Here is a 20700-nt window from a genome sequence, read left to right as displayed (position 1 = left end):
GAATGTTTAATTGTATCTGCCAGTATGGATATTGTATATATTATTCAGCAACTCAGGGATGTGAATGCCCGTATTTCCGTGGAAGGAGAAAGACTGCGTATAGATGCAGGAAAGGGAGCTATTGGCCCTGAGCTGAAAGCCCTGATACAGGCGCATAAAGATGACCTGGTAAAATATATCCGCGGCGCCGGAGCAGGCGCCTTCACCGCTATTCCGGCAGCAGCGCCTGCAGCATCCTACCCCTTATCTTCTGCGCAGCGCCGCTTATGGGTGCTTAGCCAGTTTGAGGATGGGAATGCTGCCTACAATATGCCGGCTGTATATGTGTTCAACGGAAAGCCGGACCTCACTGTTATGGACAAAGCTTTCCTGGCCCTGGTAGAACGGCATGAGATACTGCGCACCGTATTCCGTACAGATGCTGCAGGAAATGTGCAGCAGTTTATTCTAACACCGGCAGCACTGTCTTTTGGTATTACTTATAAAGATGTACAGGATCTCTCACCGGGATCACCGGAACTGGGAACATTGGTACGTGCAGATTGCCAGCGCCCTTTTGATCTTTATTCAGGGCCTTTATTCAGGGCTGGTTTATACCAGATGGCTGCACATCAATGGGTATTCACTTACACCATGCATCACATTATCACAGATGGGTGGTCCATGAATGTGCTGTTCCGCGAATTGCTGGAAGCGTATTACGCAGGTGTGCAGGGAACAGCCTATGCCCCCGCCCCACTGCGTATCCACTATAAAGATTATGCTGTATGGCAGCAATCGCAGCTAACCGGCAGCAGCCACCAGGCCCACCGCGCTTACTGGCAGCAGCAGCTTGCAGGCCAGCTGCCGGTGCTGGACCTTCCGGGCAGCCAGCTGCGGCCTGCAGTAAAAACCTATAATGGCGGTTATGTACAACGCCGTTTTTCAACCGGGTTAAGTAAGCAGGTGCAGGCCCTGTTGCAGGAAGAAGGCTGTTCCCTGTTCATGGGATTACTGGCAGCAGTAAATGTGTTGTTATACCGGTACAGCGGACAGGAAGACATGATCATAGGCAGTCCTATAGCAGGCCGTGAGCATATAGACCTGGATGACCAGATAGGGTTCTATCTTAATATGCTTCCCCTCCGCAGCCGTTTCCGCGGTGCAGACAGCTACCGCAGCCTGCTTGGGCAGGTAAAACAGCTAACCCTGGATGCTTATACGCACCAGGCATACCCTTTTGACGAGCTGGTAGATGATCTGCATCTGCAACGCGACATGAGCCGGAGTGCGCTGTTTGATGTGATGCTGGCGTTGCAGAATACCACATCGGATATACCGGCCGCAGCCTCCGGGGAGCTGCAAATTGCCCCTTATAACGGTGACGCAGGTACGGTTAGCAAGTATGACCTTAATTTCAATTTTTCAGAAACAGCCGGGCAGGTGCATCTCAGGCTTGAGTATAACAGTGATATATATGAGGATGCTTTTGCAACGCAGTTAGCCCGCCACCTGGAACAGCTGTTGGCGGTAATGGCAGCAGATCCTGACCTGCCGCTCCGGCAGCTGGATTACCTCAGCACACAGGAAAAACAGCAGCTGGTGGAAGGCTTTAATGATAACCGGACTTATTACCCTGCCGATAAAACAATGATAGACCTGTTTGAAGAACAGGTGCTGCAAACCCCGGATCATACTGCGGTGATCTTTGGCGCCACAAAGCTGAGCTACCAGGAGCTGAATGAATGTGCTAACCAGCTGGCAAACTATCTGCGGCACCGTTATGCCGTAGCCGCAGAAGACCTGGTAGGGCTGATGCTGCCACGCTCAGAATGGATGCTGGTGGCCATACTGGGGATCTTAAAATCCGGCGGGGCCTATGTACCTATTGACCCGGCTTACCCACAGGAAAGAATTGATTATATACTAACAGACAGCCGGTGTAAGGCGCTGTTAGATGAAAAAGAGCTGGCGCAGTTCAAACAGGAACGGTTACAATACAGCAGTGATAACCTGCCGGGTATTATTCAGCCGGAACAGTTGGCTTATGTTATCTACACATCCGGTTCCACCGGCAAGCCCAAAGGGGTAATGATACCGCATAAAAGTGCAGCCGTATTCTTTGAAAGCTGCATTCACCAGTTCGGGTTAAGAAAAGAAGCTGTTTATTAAAAAAGATCAATTATGGTGAATCCTTTGTTAAGCCGGCTGGGAGAAGATGTAATGGGCTTCCTGAACGAGATACAGATCAAATATCCCAACGCTATTTCACTGGCCTCCGGCCGGCCGGATGAAAGATATTTTGATATCCGGGACTTTGCATCCTGCTTCAACCTTTATGTGGATACCGTGGCCCGTGAAGAAGGAAAAGAACGGGAAGCAGTATTAAATAACCTGGGCCAGTATAACCGTACAAAAGGCATCATTAACCAGCTGCTGGTAAAATATTTAAAGAATGATGAGGAGCTGGATGTGCGGCCGGAAGATGTTATTGTAACCGTAGGAACGCAGGAGGCAATGATACTGGCTGTTACCACCTTATGCGACAGGGAAAAGGATGTTATTATAGTAGAGGATCCCACTTACGTAGGGCTGCCGCATTTTGCCATTATTGCAGGTTACCAGGTTGCGGCGGTTGGCGTTAATAAGGACGGCATTTGCCTTCAATCGCTGGAAGAAAAGATCACTTACTTTAAAGAGCTGGGTAAGCAGGTAAAGGCGGTGTATGTGATACCCGATTACCAGAACCCTACCGGCAACAGTATGCCTGATGAGAACAGGCATAAGCTGCTGGACCTGTCGGCAAAACACAATTTCTATATCCTTGAAGACAATGCTTACGGGGATTATAATTACCAGGGTAAAAGATCGCTGCCGTTAAAGGCGCTTGATAAGGACCGCAGGGTAATATACATGCGCTCGTTCTCAAAAACACTCTATCCTTCACTGAGGCTTGGTCTGATAGTGGCAGACCAGCAGGTGCAGTACCAGGGGGCTGAAGTGGCATTGAGTGAGCTGATAACAAAAACCAAAGGTTACACAACAGTTAATACACCTTCCATCAGCCAGGCAGTTATGGGCGGGTTGCTGATAAAGCATCATTGCTCGCTCAGCGCAGTGAACACGGATAAAGTAGCGGCCATCCGGAATAAAAGGGATCTTTTACTTGCTGCGCTGGATGCCTGTTTAAGCGCAGCACAGTTTCCCGGGGCAAAAGATATTTCATGGAACATACCGGAAGGTGGTTTTTTCATCACTATTAATACGCCTTTTAAAGTAGATAAAAATGATGTGATCCTGTGCGCGGAGCGTTATGGCGTTATCTTCACCCCCATGTCATTTTTCTATTTGAACGGTGGTGGGGATAATGATATCAGGCTTGCCTTCAGTTACCTGTCGCCGGATGATATAGTGCCGGCTATAGAGCGGTTGACCTCATTTTTCAAGTATAAACTTAACATTAATTAATTCTGATCTAACATGAAAATGAATGCCCAAAACGGAATTATTGAATCCGATTTCCTGAAAATGGAGTACGACTATATAGAGTATTATGTAGGCATGGCCAAGATGGTTGTTTATTGGCATGTTAAGGCGCTGGGATTTAAAGTAGTGGCGTATTGCGGCCCTGAAACAGGCTACCCTGACCGCTGCTCATACTACATTGTAAAGAATGATATTAAGCTGGTGATCACTTCCGCATCACAACCCAGCTCCTATAAGATCGTATCGTTTGTGGACCTGCATGGTAATGGCATTAAGCGTATTGCAGTGAAAGTGGAGAACGTTGCCGGGTTCTTTTATAAAGCAGTGGAGAACGGGGCCATTCCTTTGCAGTACCCTGAAACGCTCACAGACGAGCTGGGATCTGTAGAACAGGCTTCCCTGAAAATGTTTGATGATAACGAAATTGTGCTGATCAACTACGATAATTATGACGGGGATTTTATACCGGGTTATAAGAACGTGGAAGATGAATGGCATACGGCAGAAGCAGATACTGAGCTGGAAAAGATAGACCATGTGGCCTGTGTGCTCCGCTTAAATGAGATCAAGCTCTGGGAACCTTATTTCAACAATATCTTCTACTCCAGAACAGTAAAGCAGTTTGATGAAAGAAGGCTTACGGAAGCAAAAAAAATAGGTATCCTGCTGAAAGTATTGCAGTCGGAAGATAAACAGATCACAAATGTGCTGGTGGAACCGGATGATAAAACCCAGTCACAGGTACAGCTGTTCATTGATCAGAACTATGGAGCAGGTATACAACATATTGCATTTGTATCCGGTAATATTTTCAGGACCGTGGAAATGCTGCGTGCCAATGGCGTAAAGCTTACCAAATACCCGGATTCCTATTACAACAAGCTGGCTGATAAATACCCGGAGCTGGATGTGGAGCTGTTAAGAAAACATGGTGTGCTGTGTGATGTGCTGGACAATGCATTGCTGTTCCAGGTATTTACTTCTCCCATTGGCGACCGGGCAACTTTCTTTTACGAGATTGTGCAGCGCGTGAATAAATATGAAGGATTTGGTTTGGATAATATAACTGCGCTGTTCAATGCAATGGAAGCAGAGCTTAACCTGAAGCCGCATGAGGGTTGAGCTGTCTGAAGTGTATGCAGGCATCAGGCAGGTGGTAGGCGATAAATACCTGCTTAGCAGCCCTGAACAGCTGCAGGAATATAGCAGGGATTGTACTTCCAGGGAGGAGATACTGCCATGGGCCGTGATCCTGCCGGGAACGGCGGAAGAGGTGGCCGGCGTTGTAAAGATCTGTAATGAGCATAAGACAGGGCTTACGATCAGGGGAGGAGGCACGGGGGTAAGTGGCGGCGCACTTTCCCATGTACCCGGCTTTATACTTTCTGTTGAACGTTTGAACCGGATCATTGAGATCAATAAAATAGACCGGCTGGCTGTTGTGGAAGCCGGTGTGGTTACCCAGGTATTACAGGAAGCTGTGCGCGCAGAAGGCCTGTGCTTTCCGCAGAACATTAGCAGCGCAGGAGGTAGTTTTATAGGAGGAAATGTGGCCGTATCCAGTGGAAGCCCCAAATCACTGAAGTATGGAGCTACCCGCAACCTGCTGCTGAATATGGAAGTAGTGCTTGCTGATGGACAGATCATATGGACAGGCAGGAACATTACTAAAAATGCTACGGGTTATAATCTTACCCAGCTGCTGGCCGGCAGCGAGGGAACGCTGGGTATTATTACAAAAGTGGTATTACAGTTGTCAGACCCTGTTGAGGAGCTCCTGATCCTGGCGCCTTTCCGCTCTGTTCAGCGCCTGTTTGATTGTGTACATCTTTTTTTTGAAAAAGGTTTTTCCGCTTCCAGTATGGAGTTTGTGGACAGGCGCGGGTATGAGCTGGTGTCCGCTTTCCTGCAGCAGCAACCTTTTGGCCGGGACACAACCGGCCTGTTATGGATAGAAACAGAGGGAAAGCACAAAGCGCAGCTGCTGGAAGAAATGGCAGAGATCAGCGAGTTCATTTATCCTTTTATAGAAGACGATGTGCTGGTAGCCGAAACGCGTCCGGAGATCAGCCGTTTATGGGAGTTCCGGAAAAGAGTGGGAGATGCGGTTGTGAATTATACACCTTTCAGGGATATAGATATTGTAGTGCCCCGTTCCAGGATACACCAGATGTATACGGCTATTGAGAGCACGGCGCGGCATTACGGCTTCGACTATACGGTGCTGGGACATATTGGTAATGGCAACTTCCATGTAAATATTTTTGAGAACACAGCTATACCCGCCGCCGAATGGCAGGAAATACTCCACCATGCTATAGCTGCGATCTATGCGGATGCAGTGGCTTTGGGAGGCACCTTATCCGGTGAGCACGGGATCGGGCAGCTGCAGCGTTCGTACCTGAACCTGGCTTTGCCTGAACACCAGATCCTGTTAATGAAGAATATTAAAAAGATGTTTGACCCTAATAATATCCTGAACCCTGGAAAGATATTCTCATAAGTTTAAAGAGCGATACTGAATGAGCCAACGAAATACAGAGAAAAGTTATACGGTTCCCTTACTGGTTTCAAATGCATTCGACATTTCATTATTTGAAACTTTTCTGCCGTTATTATCCGGCGGTACGGCCATCATGACCAGCGATGAGCAGATGAAAGATGTGGATTATCTCGCAGAAGAGCTGCAGCAGGTAAATGCATTCCATGCTGTACCGGCGTTAATGTCGCAGCTGGTGAACCATATCAGCGCCAGCGGTACAAAGGAAAAATATGCCGGTATAACAGACCTGTTTATAGGAGGGGATGCGGTGCCTGACAATGTGTTACAGGAAATGAAGGAGGTATTCCCCACTGCAGATATTCATGTGCTGTATGGCCCTACGGAGGCTACCATCTTCATGAGCGCGGCCCTTTACCCGGCAGGTGAAAAAGCTGATCTTAACGGCGCGCTGATAGGTAAGCCGCTTGAGAACAGGAAGATCTATATCCTGGATAAGCACGAACACTTATGCCCTGTTGGCGTAACCGGTGAGATCTGCATTGGCGGCGCCACACTGGCCCGCGGTTATCTGAACCAACCGGAGCTGACAGCACAGAAATTTGTACCGGATCCGTTTAATGCCGGTGCAATGATGTATAAAACCGGTGACCTGGGCAGGTGGCTGCCTGATGGCAGTGTAACATTTGCCGGCAGGGCTGATAACCAGGTAAAGATCCGGGGATACCGTATAGAATTGGGAGAGATAGAAAGCACGCTGGAGAAACATGAGGACATACAATCTGCCATTGTGCTAACACATGCCAATGCTGCCGGGGAAAAAGAGCTGGTAGCATATGTAGTAGCATCAGGCGCGCCAGAGGTGCAGGAGCTGCGCGCTTACCTGGGCCAAACATTACCTCATTATATGGTGCCCGGCTATTTTGTGCAGCTGGCCGCCCTGCCGCTTACCCCTAACGGCAAGATCGACAGAAAAGCGCTGCCGGCGCCTGAAGAAATGAATATGGTTACAGGAGCGGTATACGTAGCTCCGCGTAATGAAACAGAAGAAAAGCTGGTAGCAATATGGCAGCAGATACTGGGGAGAGAGCCGGTAGGGATCAGGGATAATTTCTTTGACCTGGGGGGCCATAGTTTGAAAGCTACCCGGCTGGCAAGCCATATTTACAGGGAGTTTGGAGTGAAGGTAGCATTGAAGGACCTGTTTACGCACAGTGTGGCGGAAGAGCAGGCCCTGTTAATAAAAGAGGCGGTACAGGCAGGTTATGAGCACATTCCGGCAGCAACGCCTGCCGCATCGTACCCATTATCCTCTGCACAACGCCGTCTGTGGGTGATCAGCCAGTTTGAAGAGGGTAATATAGCCTATAACATGCCTGCTGTGTACGTGTTCAACGGACAGCTTGACTATGTGGCGCTTGAAGCTGCCTTTCGCCTGCTGCTGGAACGGCATGAAGTGCTTAGAACCGTGTTCCGGGCAAATGAAACAGGAGATGTACAGCAGATCGTGTTGCCGGCAAATAAAGTTCCATTACAGATCACTTACCGGGATGCGCGGGAGCTTTCCCTTGCATCTGCAGCGCTGAAAGCGCTGGTGCAGGAAGAAGGCCGCCGCCCCTTTGATCTGTCAGAAGGCCCGTTACTACGGATATGCCTATACCAGCTTTCTGCAGACCAATGGGTATTTATAAATACCATGCATCACATTATCAGCGATGGCTGGTCTGCAGGCATATTGATCCGTGAATTACTGCAGGCATATCATGCAATAACAGGGGAAAGCGTATATGATCCTGCGCCGCTCCGTATCCAGTATAAAGACTATGCGGTATGGCAACAGCTACAGCTGAAGGGGAATGATCCGGAGGGGCACCGGGCTTACTGGCAGCAACAATTCTCCGGCGACCTGCCGGTGCTGGACATGCCGGGTGTACCCGTGAGGCCTGCCATAAAAACATTCAATGGAGGGGCCGTGCTGTATCATTTCCCGGACTCCCTCAGCAGCAGGCTGCGTAACCTGTTGCATGAAGAAGGAAGCACTTTATTTATGGGGCTTCTGGCAGCCGTAAATACCCTGCTTTACCGTTACAGCGGGCAGGAAGATATTATCATCGGCAGCCCTGTTGCCGGCCGGGAACATGCCGACCTGGACGACCAGATCGGTTTTTATATAAATATGCTGGCGTTAAGGAGCCGTTTCAGTGGTGCGGAAAATTACAGAAGTATATTAGCCGGTGTAAAACAAACAACATTGAACGGGTATGCCCACCAGGTTTACCCGTTTGATGAGCTGGTAAGTGATCTGCAGCTGCAACGGGATGTTAGCCGTAATGCGCTGTTTGATGTACTGGTGGCATTGCAGAATGCGGAGGTAAATGTAAAGCTGCCGGTGCTCAGTAATTTACAGATCACACCCTATTCCGGTGAAGAAAGCACTACCAGTAAATATGACCTGGCTTTCATTTTCTCTGAAAGTGCAGCACATATTCATCTGAGGCTGGAATATAACAGTGATATTTATGATCATGATATTGCCACCCGCTTAACCCGCCATCTTGGGCAGTTATGTGAGGCCATTGTGCTGAACCCTGATACCGCCATACAGCAGCTGGACTATTTAACAGCAGATGAAAAGCAGCAGCTGCTGGTAACATTTAATGATAATACGTTACCTTATCCAAAGCACAGATCTATAGTAGATCTGTTTGAAGAGCAGGTGCAAAACACACCGGATCATACAGCCCTGGTAGCAGGAGCTACCCGTTTAAGCTACCGGGAGCTGAATGAGCAGGCTAACCGCCTGGCCAATTACCTGGTGCAGCATTACGCCCCGCAGGCAGATGAGCTGATAGGACTGGTAATGGACCGTTCCGAGTGGCTGGTTATTGGCATACTGGGCGTGCTGAAAGCAGGTGCGGCATATGTTCCGGTTGATCCAACCTATCCCCGGGAAAGAAAGAAGTTCATCATAAAAGATGCGGGCGTAAAAGTGATATTAACAACCGCAACAGAGCTGTTTGAAGCAGAAATGCCGGCGGATGTAATAGATATCCGCTCCGCATTTTCGGATAATGCCGGCAACCTGGCCGGTATAAGCATATCCCCCAATTCTCTTGCCTACGTTATCTATACCTCCGGTTCTACCGGTACGCCTAAAGGGGTTATGATAGAACATCATTCCCTGGTGAATTTCTGTTACTGGAACAATTATGCTTATGCGGTAACAGCAGCGGACCGCGCCAGTATGTATGCAAGTGTATCATTTGACGCAGCGGTATGGGAATTGTTCCCTTACCTCATAAAAGGAGCCTGCGTTTTTGTAGTGCCGCCTGATATCAGGCTGGATATGGAAAAGCTGGCTGCATTTTATGATGCCAACCAGGTAACGATCAGTTTTTTGCCTACAGGCATAGCAGAAAGGTTCCTGGAGGTACCGCAACAGCAGTCATTGCGTTATCTGCAGGCGGGGGGCGATAAGCTGACCACTTTTACTAAAAGAAATTATCAGCTGGTAAACAACTATGGGCCCACTGAAACAACCATAATAGCCATCAGTTACGCTGTTAATGAGGCCGTACCTAATATTCCTATAGGTAAGCCTGTTTCCAACACCCGTGTGTATATACTCAGCAGGCAGCTGGCCTTATGCCCGGTAGGTGTGAACGGTGAGATCTGCATAGGCGGGGAGCAGGTGGCCCGTGGATATGCCGGCCATTTGGAGCTGACAGCAGAAAAATTTATTCCCGATCCGTTCCGGGAAGGCGAACGGCTTTACCGCACAGGAGATATTGGCCGCTGGCAGCCCGATGGTAATATTCTATTCTTAGGCAGAATGGATGAACAGCTAAAGATCCGCGGTAACCGCATTGAGCCTGGTGAAATAGAAAGCGCCTTACTGCAATACGGAACCATTGAAGCAGCCGTTGTGCTGGCCCGCCAGGATAGTAACGGGGAAAAAGTGCTGGTTGCCTACCTGTCAGGTAAGGAGCAGCCGGATACAGCAAGCCTGCGGGCTTACCTGGCCCCCCTGTTGCCGGCCTATATGTTGCCGCACCATTACATATACCTGGAAAGCCTGCCGCTTACCGCTAATGGTAAGGTGGATAGAAAAAGGCTGCCTGCACCTTCAGCAGGAACCGGAAGCTCCTATGAAGCGCCCCGGCATGAAAAAGAAGCATTACTGGCCGCTGTGCTGGAAGAAGTGTTAAAGAAACAACCGGTTGGAGTGAAAGACGATTTCTTTGTGCTTGGAGGCGATTCCATTAAATCAATGCTGGTAGTATCCCGCCTGAAACAACAGGGTTACCAGTTACGGATACAGGATATACTGCTGCATCCTGTGGTGGAGGAGCTGGCCGGTTATATGAAACCAGCCGCTGAATCAGCAGATCAGCGTACGGTAACCGGTATTGTTCCATTGGGCCCGGTACAGGCATTTTTTCTCAATAATGAGGATGTTGATAAACATCATTTTAACCAGTCCGTACTGCTAAAAAGCAATGCGCCTGTTTCTGCAGAAGCGCTAAGAAAGGTGTTTGACAGCATCATACTGCACCATGATGCACTGCGCATGGTATATTATAAATCTGCCGGAAGGTGGATACAGGAAAACAAAGGAGAAGATCATTCATATTCTTTTGAAGAGATCACATTAAACGATGAAGCGGCCTTTGTTGCGCATTGCGAACGGATACAGGCAGGCATAGACCTTACACACGGGCCCTTGCTGAAAGTAGCGCTGTTTACAAATGACAGGGAAAGCAGGTTATTGATAGTAGCGCACCATCTTGTTATAGACGGTGTTTCCTGGCGCATCCTGTTCAAAGATCTGGCAGACCTGTACACCCAGTACACACAAGGCGCGCCGCTGACATTGCCCGGTAAAACACATGCTTTCAGGCACTGGCAGGAACAGCAGCTGAAATATGCTAAAAGCGAAACGCTGCAGAAAGAGGAAGCCTATTGGGCTGCCGTGGATACCATTGTGGTGCCGCCCCTGCCGGTTGATCATTCAAACGGTGAGAACCTGGTGAAAAATGTTGCCTTTACATCCTTCCTGCTGGATGAGCAGCTTACCGGGAAATTACTGACCGCCTGTTACCAGGCTTACCATACGGACATTAATGATATTCTGTTAACGGCAATAGGACTGGCGCTGGCAGAAGTATTCGGGTTAAACAAGCTGGCAGTAACGCTGGAAGGGCATGGCCGTGAAGACATAGGCGGCATGCTGGATGTAACCCGTACGGTTGGCTGGTTCACCGCTATGTATCCCGTTGTATTTGACCTGGCTTACCGGCAGGACCCTGAACGCCAGCTGGTGGAAATAAAAGAGCAGCTGCACAGGATACCCAATAAAGGGATCGGTTACGGCATACTCAGGTACCTGGCAGGAAAACCTTACACCCTGGAACCTGAGATCACTTTTAATTACCTGGGAGATTTTGGCAATGGTATTCAGACAAAAGAAGGAGCCGCGTTGTTTGCATTCTCCGGTGATTATCATGGAGCAGAGAGTTCCGGTAACAGGCGCCGTGGAACAGTGCTGGATTTTTCCGGAATGGTAACCGCGGATACCTTCCGGCTAACAATAGCTTACAGCAAGGCCCGGTATGAAGCGGTAACCATAGAACGTTTGCTGGCCACCTGCCGGCAGCAGCTTTCAGATCTGATCCACCGCTTATCCGCCGAAAAACAGGTACATGTAACCCCGGTTGATCTGACCTATAAGGGGCTTACAATGGAGCAGCTGCAGGCATTGAGTAAAAAAATAAAATAACAGTTACCCTAATAATCCATATATGATCGAAGATGTTTACCCGTTAAGTCCTTTGCAGGAAGGGATCTATTATCACTGGACAGCAGCTCCGGGATCATGGATCAATTTTGAGCAGATGAATTACCGGATAAAAGGGCAGCTTAACGTAACATTGCTGGAAGAGAGTTATGCCGGCCTGGTGGCACGGCATGGCGCCCTGAGGACTTTTTTCACAGAGGACTTTGGAACAGAAATATTGCAGGTGATCGTCCGGGAAGTAACGCCCGACTTTGAATACCGGAATGTTTCCGGGGATCAGGATTTTTCCGTTGAACAATTCAGGGAGGCAGACCGGAACAAGGGATTTAACCTGCACGCAGGCTCGCAAATGCGCTTAACCGTGCTGCAGCTTGGTGAAGATACCTATGAATTTATCTGGAGCTTCCACCACATTATTATGGATGCCTGGTGTATTGGCATACTGATAAATGATTTCTTCTCCATCTATAACAGCAGGCTGAAAGGGCAAACGCCTGTACCGGGTAAAGTATATCCCTATTCCGGTTATATCAAATGGCTGTTGGCCATAGACCGTAACCGGTCATTAAGCTATTGGCGTAATTATTTATCAGGCTACAACACCAATTGCACTTTACCCAAGCGTTTACATGCGCAAAAGCGGCAGCTGGTGCCGGAAGAGATCCTCTTTCCGCTGGGCAGCGAATTAAGTAAAGGCATTAAAAAAATATGTGCGGAAACAGGTGTAACAGAAAATAACTTCATCCAGGCTATCTGGGGAGTTTTGCTTTCCATCTACAATAATACTAACGATGTTGTATTTGGCTCCGTTGTATCCGGCCGCCCGGCAGAGGTGGAAGGCGTAGAAAAAATGGTGGGTTTGTTTATCAATACCATTCCTATGCGTGTGCAAACGGAACCTGGTATGAAGGTGCGGGAATTGCTGAAGAATGTACAACGTGCATTTATTGACAGTACGGACCACCACTATGTACAGCTGGCAGAGATACAGGCCGGCAGTGATGCAGGCAGGGAGCTGTTTGATCACATTATCCTGTTTGAGAATTACCTGGTGCAGGACATGGTTGCACAGAATACAGGCAGCCAGCTTGCCTTACTATCAACCGGTATGTTTGACCAGAACAACTACGACCTTACCGTTGTGATCATGCCCGGCGATAACCTGGTCATGAAGTTCTTTTATAATGAGAGCGTGTATGAAGCCGCTTTTATGCACACTGTAAAAGACAGGTTAATACGGATGATGGAGCAGGTGGTAAGCTATCCTGATCTCATCATCAGGGAAATTGACTGTTTGAGCGCAGCGGAAAGAAGCAGTTTATTACCGGCAGCTGCAACAAAAGTATTTCCGGGCAGCGGCACGCTGTTACACCAGTTCAGGCAGCAGGCTGTTATACAGCCGGATAAACCTGCAATTGTATATGAAGACCAGGTGTTGAGTTATAGCGAGCTGGATGAATGGTCCAACCAGTTTGCAACCTGGCTGAAAGCTACCTGCGCAGTAGCCGGCGGCGACAGAACAGGCATTCAGCTGGAGCGCAGTGAATGGCTGATAGTAGCCCTGCTGGGCGTATGGAAAGCCGGGGGTGTGTATGTGCTGCTGGATAGTGATACTTCAGAAGAAAGGCTGGAAAAGATCATAACCGGCAGCAGCTGCAAAGCGGTGATCGATGATGCGATGCTGCTGCGGTTCAGAAAAGAAGCCCGGCGTTATGCAGGGCAAACACCCCTGGCAGACAGGCTGCCGGAAGATGCGGCCTGTATACATTATGTACCCGGCACAAGCGGCCACCCGGCAGGTTTAATGTTCAGCCATGCTGCTTTATGGAACGCTGCAATGTTCCGGCAGCATTTTTTACAGCTACAGGCAAACGACCGGGGATTGCAGTTTGCTTCCTGTACAGACGATGCTTTTATACAGGAGGTATTCCCAATACTGGCGGCAGGAGCTGCATTGTATATTATCCATGATGCATTTAAGCAGAATGCAATATTGCTGGATGAATTTATTTCAGCTAACCATATTAATGCTGCCATATTACCAGTGTCCCGTTTGCAATTGCTGAAAGAAGAGAGTGTACGGCTGCTGAGTAAAACAATAACATTAAGGGATCAGGAGGACGCAGGGGAATTTTATATTGCCTATAACCCGCCGGCTTCCGGTATTTATGCTGCTTTGGGCAGTGGTGAAAATACAGGTGCACACGTTATCTATGATACACCTGCAGGTGATACACAATTATATGTGCTGGGCAATTACGGGCAGCTGGTGCCGGAAACCGCCACCGGTGAAATATACATCAGCAGCAGCATGCTTGCAGATGGTTATTGGAATGATCCGGAAAACACTGCTGCAAAATGGCTGCCTGACCCGTTTCAGCCGGGAAAGATAATGTATAGAACAGGGGATCTGGGCCGCTGGGTAACACCCGGCAGGCTGGAATACCTGGGGGTAAAAATGGAAGCAGCTGCGGTACACAGCGCCGTAGCACAAATAACGTCCCTCATCCGCCAATACCCCGGTGTTGATGACGTGGTGGTGCAGGTTAAAGGAGGGCTGAACCGTAGAATGCTGATCACCGCTTATTTTACCGGTGAACATAAAATACCTGTTTCCCGCCTGAAAGAATATCTGTCTGAAAAAGCGGCAGACTATATACTGCCGGACTATATTGTTCAGCCGGACCGGTTTATTACCGCTGCGGATGGCGCCATAGAAATGAAAGCGCTGCCTGATCCTGAAACAATGGATACTGCGGCTGATGCCGGGTTTGTAGCACCCCGTAATGAAACGGAGGAGAAGCTGGCCGTCATCTGGCAACAGCTGCTGCACCGGCAGCAGATCAGCGCCCGGGACAGGTTCTTTGAGCTGGGTGGGCAAAGCATTACTGCCATAAAGCTGGCGGGTCAGATAAATAAAACGTTTGAAGTAAAGATTCCGTTGAAGGACCTCTTCCGGTATAACATGCTGGAAGAACAGGCTTTGCTGATAAAGCGCGCCGCACATACCGGTTATGCAAACATTCCTGTTGCGGAGCAGGCAGCATCTTATCCCCTGTCCTCTGCACAACGGCGCCTGTGGGTGCTTAGCCAGTTTGAGGATGGCAGCATTGCCTATAATATGCCGGCAGTGTATGTTTTTAGCGGGAAGCTTAATATACCCTTACTGGAGCAGTCATTCCGTAAGTTACAGGCGCGTCATGAAATACTGAGAACCGTTTTCAGAACAGATGAAACAGGCGATGTACGGCAGATTGTGCTGGATAACCTGCTGTTTGGCATTGAATACAGGGATGTGCAGCATTTATCGCTGACATCTGCGGAGCTCAAAGCTATGGTGCAGGAAGAATGCCTGCGGCCGTTCGACTTCTCCGCGGGCCCGCTGCTAAGAGCCTGTTTATACCAGACTGCTGCAGGCCAGTGGGTATTTGCCTGTACCATGCATCATATTATTACGGATGGCTGGTCTATGGGAATATTGATCCGCGAGCTGCTGCAGGCTTATTATGCAGGCATTCAGGGATTGGATCACCAGCCGGCGCCATTGCGTATACAGTATAAAGATTATGCCACCTGGCAACAGGCGCAGGCAGGCGGAGCAGAGCTGCAGGAGCATGGCGGCTACTGGCGGCAGCAGCTGTCCGGCGAGCTGCCGTTACTGGACCTGGGTAATCACAGGCGCCCGGCAGTAAAAACCTACAATGGCGGCGTAGTATTACACCGGTTCCCGCCGGAGCTTGGCAATAAGCTGCACCAGCTGTTACAGGCGGAGGAAGCTACCCTGTTCATGGGATTATTATCAGCAGTGAATGCCTTGTTATACCGTTACAGCGGGCAGGAAGATATGATCATCGGAAGCCCCATAGCAGGCCGTGAACATAGTGACCTGGATGATCAGATAGGCTTTTATGTGAACATGCTGGCATTGCGCAGCTGTTTCAGCGGAACAGATACCTACAGGCGCCTCCTGGCCCGTGTAAAGCAGCTAACGCTGGATGCCTATGCCCACCAGATGTATCCCTTTGATGAGCTGGTGAACGATCTGCAGCTGCAACGGGATACCAGCCGAAATGCTTTGTTTGATGTGCTGGTAGTACTGCAGAATGTTATTGCAGATGCGCCATTCCCTGCATTGCAGGACCTGCAGATCTCCGGTTATGCGGGAGAGGAAAGCACCATCAGCAAATATGATCTGACGTTCACCTTTTCAGAGGCTGCAGACCATCTTCATCTGAGGCTGGAATATAACAATGATATTTACGATCATAGTTTTGCAGCGCAATTGGCGCGCCACCTGGAACAGCTGTTATCCGGAATGGTGCTTGCACCTGATGCGGAAATACGGGAAGTGGATTATTTAACCGCATCAGAGAAAAGGCAGCTGCTGGAGGTGTTTAACGATACAGCTGCAAAATATCCTTTGGAAAAAACGATCATCAGTTTGTTTGAGGAGCAGGTGGCGCGCACACCTGACCACATTGCTGTAGTATCCGGTGATGAGTCTTTAAGTTACCGGGAATTGAATGAGCTGGCTAACCGGCTTGGATCTTATTTAAAGAACCGTTACGGGATAGGGACAGATGACCTGGTAGGGCTGGTGCTGGAACGTACGGAGTGGATGATAGTGGCCATACTGGGTGTGCTGAAATCCGGCGGCGCTTATGTACCTGTTGATCCTGCCTATCCGCAGGAAAGAATAGATTATATATTCAGGGATAGCCAGTGTAAGGCCTGGTTTGATGAAAAGGAGCTGGCATTATTCCGGCAGGAACATGCACAATACAGCGGCGAAAATGTGCCGGCCCTTATACAGCCGGAAAGCCTGGCCTATGTGATCTATACTTCCGGTTCTACCGGTAATCCCAAAGGAGCATTAATTACCAACAGGAATGTGGTCCGCTTATTTATGACCAGCCGGCCGCTGTTTGATTTTGGAGCAGATGATGTATGGACTATGTTCCATTCCTATTGTTTTGACTTTTCTGTGTGGGAAATGTACGGGGCCCTGCTGTTTGGCGGAAAGTTAGTGATGGTGCCGGCTGTAACTGCCCGCGACCCGCAATCCTTTATCCGGCTAATGCATAGGGAGGGCGTTACAATACTTAACCAAACACCTTCTTCTTTTTATAACCTCATCCGGCAGGAATTACAGGAAAATGTGGCCGGCCTGAAAGTACGTTATGTGATTTTCGGCGGGGAAGCATTAAGTCCCGGAGCGCTGGCTGAATGGAAATTAAGATACCCTGCCACCAGGTTAATTAATATGTATGGCATTACTGAAACAACGGTGCACGTTACTTATAAAGAGATAAGGGAAGAAGAAATAGCCTGTAACACAAGCAATATTGGCCGCCCTATTCCCACCTTATACTGTTATGTATTGGATCAGCATCAGCGCCTGCTGCCTGCAGGAGTGCCGGGAGAGCTGCATGTAGGAGGGGCCGGTTTAGCCAGGGGATATTTAAACCGGGATGAGCTGACCGCGCAGCGGTTTATAACAAGCCCCTTCAGAAAAGGTGAGCGGCTGTACCGTTCCGGCGACCTTGTAAGGATGATGGAGAACGGGGAGATGGAATACATAGGCAGGATAGACAACCAGGTAAAGATAAGGGGATACAGGATAGAGCTGGGTGAAATAGCTAACGCGCTGGAAGCGCACCCTCACATTATTGCGGCGGTGGTTATAGCACGTACCGGTAAAAGCGGCGATAAGGAGCTGGTAGCCTATATTACCGGTAAAGAAAAGCCTGCAATAGCTGACATACGCGTTTATTTAAGCGGTATTATACCCGCCTATATGCTGCCTGCACATTATGTATGGCTGGATAAGCTGCCCCTTACCTCTAATGGTAAGGTAGCGGTAAAAAAATTACCGGATCCGGATGTGGCAGAACAGATCAAAGGCCAGTATACAGCTCCTGAAAATGAAATGCAGGCTGCGCTGGCCGCTATATGGCAGCAGGTGCTGGGTATTGAAAAGGTAGGCATCAACGATAATTTCTTTAATATAGGAGGTAACTCTATTTCAGCCATTGAGCTGTTATCCAGGGCGCGTGGTAAAGGAATTACCCTCTCCATCCGGCAGATATTTGAAGCGCCTACCATTGCAGCATTGTCTAAAACAGTTAAATGGGAGCAGCGGCAAACAGAGGTGCACGCCGCGGCCGCTGGTGATATGCGGCTGTTACCCATTCAGCAATGGTATTTTGAACAGCAGCAGCAGGAGCCGCACCATTTTAACTATGCTAACATATTTATTACACCGGAAGCATTGAATGAAGCTGCCTGCCGGCAGATAGTAGAACGGTTATACGAAAACCATGATGTTTTCAGGTTACACTTTACAGAACAAGCCACCTGGTTTGAGCCGCTTTCTGAAAAAATGCTTGCTGCCAGCCTGGAAGTGTATGATTATGCAGCTATAGAAACTGCTGAAAGAATACAGCTGGTAAATGCAGCTGCAGAGCGGGCGCAGGGGAGCTTGTCCCTTGAGAGCGGGCCGCTAATGAAACTCGTATGGTTTAATTATGGCCATGGGAATAAGGGGCGCCTGTTGCTGATCGTTCACCATCTTGTAACAGACGGCATTTCCTGGAGAATATTGCTGGAACAGGTTAACCAGATGATGAAGCAGGCAGCAGCAGGTAAGACCCTTAGCACCGGAACCAGGACCGCTACTTACCAGCGCTGGTCGGAAACGTTGGTGCAGTACGCCGGCAGCCGGCAGCTATTGCAGGAAAAGAGCTACTGGCTGTCTGTACTGCAGCCGGCCGCGGAGCCGTTCCCCTTGCGGCCCGCTATAAAAGAAAATAACGGGCCAGGCCAGTATGTAGTTACGTTAGAGGAAAGCTGGACCCGGCAATTAATGCAGGAATGCGCTCCGGCCTATCATACACAGATCAACGACCTGCTTTTAACCGCCTTGTTAATTGCGGTGGGTAAATGGAGCGGGAACAACAGCTTCCTGATCAATATGGAAGGCCATGGCAGGGAGGCTTTGTTTGACGATCTGGATGTAAGTCAAACTGTTGGATGGTTTACAAGCCTGTTTCCCGTATTGCTTAACGGAGAAGGAATAGATACCGGTACTGCGGCTGGTATGGCTGCAGCTATCAAAAGGGTAAAGGAAAACCTCCGCGCAGCTCCACACAATGGCATAGGTTACGGGGTGCTCCGTTACCTGGCAGCAGACCAGGATATTATGCGGGCAGCAGCTGACAGCCAGGCGCTAATGCTGTTTAACTTTTTGGGCGATTTCAGGACCACGCAAAATAATTTTATCGATAAGGTGGAGGAAAGGGCCGGGAATACGATCGCTGCTACGCATAAACACCCTTATAATATTGAAATGAACGGCGCTGTGCTGGATGCGGGATTAACATTCTCCATTAATTTTCATGAAGCGGCAGGTTATGGAACAGCAACAGAATTGGGCCAGTTATTCAAAGCCGCTTTACAGGCAGTGATCACGCACTGTTTGTCTGTAACAGAAAGCGCTTATACGCCCTCTGATCTTCCATATGCAAAACTCACGCAGGAAAGGCTGGATGAAGTAATGGCAGACTATCCCCGGCTGGAAGATGTTTACACGGCTACTCCCATGCAGCAATCCATCTTCTTCCATTCATTAACTGCAACGCAGCCGGGCGTATATATCAATCAGCACCACGGGTATACCAGGAACATTGATCCGGTAATTTTCGGTAAGGCACTGGATGAGCTGGTGAACAGGCATGCCATGTTACGTACTGCATTTGTAATGTGCGAGCTGAATGGCGTATTGCAGGTAGTTGATAAGGCGGCCAGGCCGGAGATAGCATACCTGGACCTGCGCCGGGCGGATAAGCACACACAGGCCCGGCAGGTAAAAGAGCTGGTAAATGCAGATGCAGTGCAGGACTTTGAGTTTGAAAGCGCTCCTTTACTCAGGGTAAAGCTGATACATACCGGCGATAACATTTATTACCTCATCATAACCTTCCATCATATTATCCTGGATGGATGGAGCGTGCCTATCCTGTTCTATGAGCTGAACAGGATCTATGATGCGCTCGCAAATAAACAAGCGGTAAAACTCCCTGCCATTCCGCCCTACAGGGCTTATATGAGCTGGATGTCGCGTTTGCCGCAGGAGGAGCTGGCCGCGTTCTGGAGCAGGGAGCTTAGCCGCCTGAAGAAAGTAACCAGGTTATCAGCGCTGCCTGCTGCTGCGCCGGGAAATGGTACCGGCGAAGGATATGAGCAAACGTTCTTTGACGCATCTGAGGAAGTTAGCGCAGGATTAAAAAAGCAGGCAGCAGACGGCCAGGTTACCCTGAATTCCCTTTTAGTGGCCGCATGGGCGCTGTTGTTAAGTAAGTATACCGGTGAAGAAGAGGTGATTTTTGGTATGACAATGTCCGGCCGCAGCGGCGGACTGGAAGGAATTGGATCAATGGTCGGGTTATTCATTAACACCATCCCTTTCCAGCTAAGCTGTCAAAAAAGCCAGGAGCTGGGAAGCTGGCTGAAAACCATTCACCATGCCAGGTTGGAACGGGATACCTACAGCTACCTGGGCATAACGGAGATCGGGAAGTTAAGTCCCCTGGGGCAACAGCAACCCTTGTTTGAAAGCCTGCTGGTGCACCAGAATTACCCCGTGAACCTTACGGAGAAGGAGGGTGAGGGAGCGAATGGCGCTATAGACTTTGTATCCTCCGGCTTCAGGGATGAGAACAATTTTCCCATAACGCTGCAGGTATCAGAAAAAAAACAGCTCCTGTTCACCATCATCTATCAGCGGGAAATGTTTGACCCTGCGTTCATATTGCAGCTGATCACCGATCTGAAAATTATGCTGGAATGGGTGGCCGGCGCCGGTATGCAGGATCCGTTAAAGAATGGGCTGTCTGAAATAAAACCGGTCCTATTGCATAACAGCGCTATCTAAAAATAT

6 protein-coding genes are annotated in these 20700 nt (G+C 49.2%); all 6 read left to right on the top strand.

The window, feature by feature from the left end; genetic code table 11:
- Positions 1 to 24 precede the first annotated feature (24 nt).
- Genes KVT36_RS27495 through KVT36_RS27470 form a run of 6 tightly spaced genes read left to right on the top strand, consistent with a single transcriptional unit; the run spans position 25 to position 20694 of the window.
- Positions 25 to 2151 (top strand): condensation domain-containing protein, encoded by a 2127-nt coding sequence (locus KVT36_RS27495; RefSeq protein ID WP_217606651.1) that lies wholly within the window; start codon positions 25 to 27, stop codon positions 2149 to 2151.
- A 12-nt stretch (positions 2152 to 2163) separates the two neighbouring features.
- A complete protein-coding gene (locus KVT36_RS27490; RefSeq protein ID WP_217606650.1) occupies positions 2164 to 3447 on the top strand; it encodes a PLP-dependent aminotransferase family protein in 1284 nt (427 codons plus the stop codon).
- A 12-nt stretch (positions 3448 to 3459) separates the two neighbouring features.
- Positions 3460 to 4587 (top strand): VOC family protein, encoded by a 1128-nt coding sequence (locus KVT36_RS27485; protein ID WP_217606649.1) that lies wholly within the window; start codon positions 3460 to 3462, stop codon positions 4585 to 4587.
- A complete protein-coding gene (locus KVT36_RS27480; RefSeq protein ID WP_217606648.1) occupies positions 4577 to 5968 on the top strand; it encodes an FAD-binding oxidoreductase in 1392 nt (463 codons plus the stop codon). The genes KVT36_RS27485 and KVT36_RS27480 overlap by 11 nt, the downstream gene beginning before the upstream one ends.
- A 19-nt stretch (positions 5969 to 5987) precedes the next feature.
- Positions 5988 to 11744, top strand: a complete 5757-nt coding sequence (locus tag KVT36_RS27475; RefSeq protein WP_217606647.1) for a non-ribosomal peptide synthetase — start codon at positions 5988 to 5990, stop codon at positions 11742 to 11744.
- Between the two features lie 22 nt (positions 11745 to 11766).
- Positions 11767 to 20694, top strand: coding sequence for a non-ribosomal peptide synthetase (locus KVT36_RS27470; protein WP_217606646.1), 8928 nt, complete (start codon positions 11767 to 11769; stop codon positions 20692 to 20694).
- Positions 20695 to 20700: the final 6 nt, after the last annotated feature.

Source organism: Chitinophaga sp. GbtcB8, from assembly GCF_019091455.1.
Lineage (GTDB): Bacteria > Bacteroidota > Bacteroidia > Chitinophagales > Chitinophagaceae > Chitinophaga.
Note: the sequence above shows the minus strand (reverse complement) of the source record. Positions and strands in the feature narration are given on the sequence as shown.

Coding starts and splice junctions, on each gene's coding strand:
- KVT36_RS27485 (WP_217606649.1), top strand. CDS start 3,460: ATGAAAATGAATGCCCAAAACGGAATTATTGAATCCGATTTCCTGAAA.
- KVT36_RS27470 (WP_217606646.1), top strand. CDS start 11,767: ATGATCGAAGATGTTTACCCGTTAAGTCCTTTGCAGGAAGGGATCTAT.
- KVT36_RS27490 (WP_217606650.1), top strand. CDS start 2,164: ATGGTGAATCCTTTGTTAAGCCGGCTGGGAGAAGATGTAATGGGCTTC.
- KVT36_RS27475 (WP_217606647.1), top strand. CDS start 5,988: ATGAGCCAACGAAATACAGAGAAAAGTTATACGGTTCCCTTACTGGTT.
- KVT36_RS27495 (WP_217606651.1), top strand. CDS start 25: ATGGATATTGTATATATTATTCAGCAACTCAGGGATGTGAATGCCCGT.
- KVT36_RS27480 (WP_217606648.1), top strand. CDS start 4,577: ATGAGGGTTGAGCTGTCTGAAGTGTATGCAGGCATCAGGCAGGTGGTA.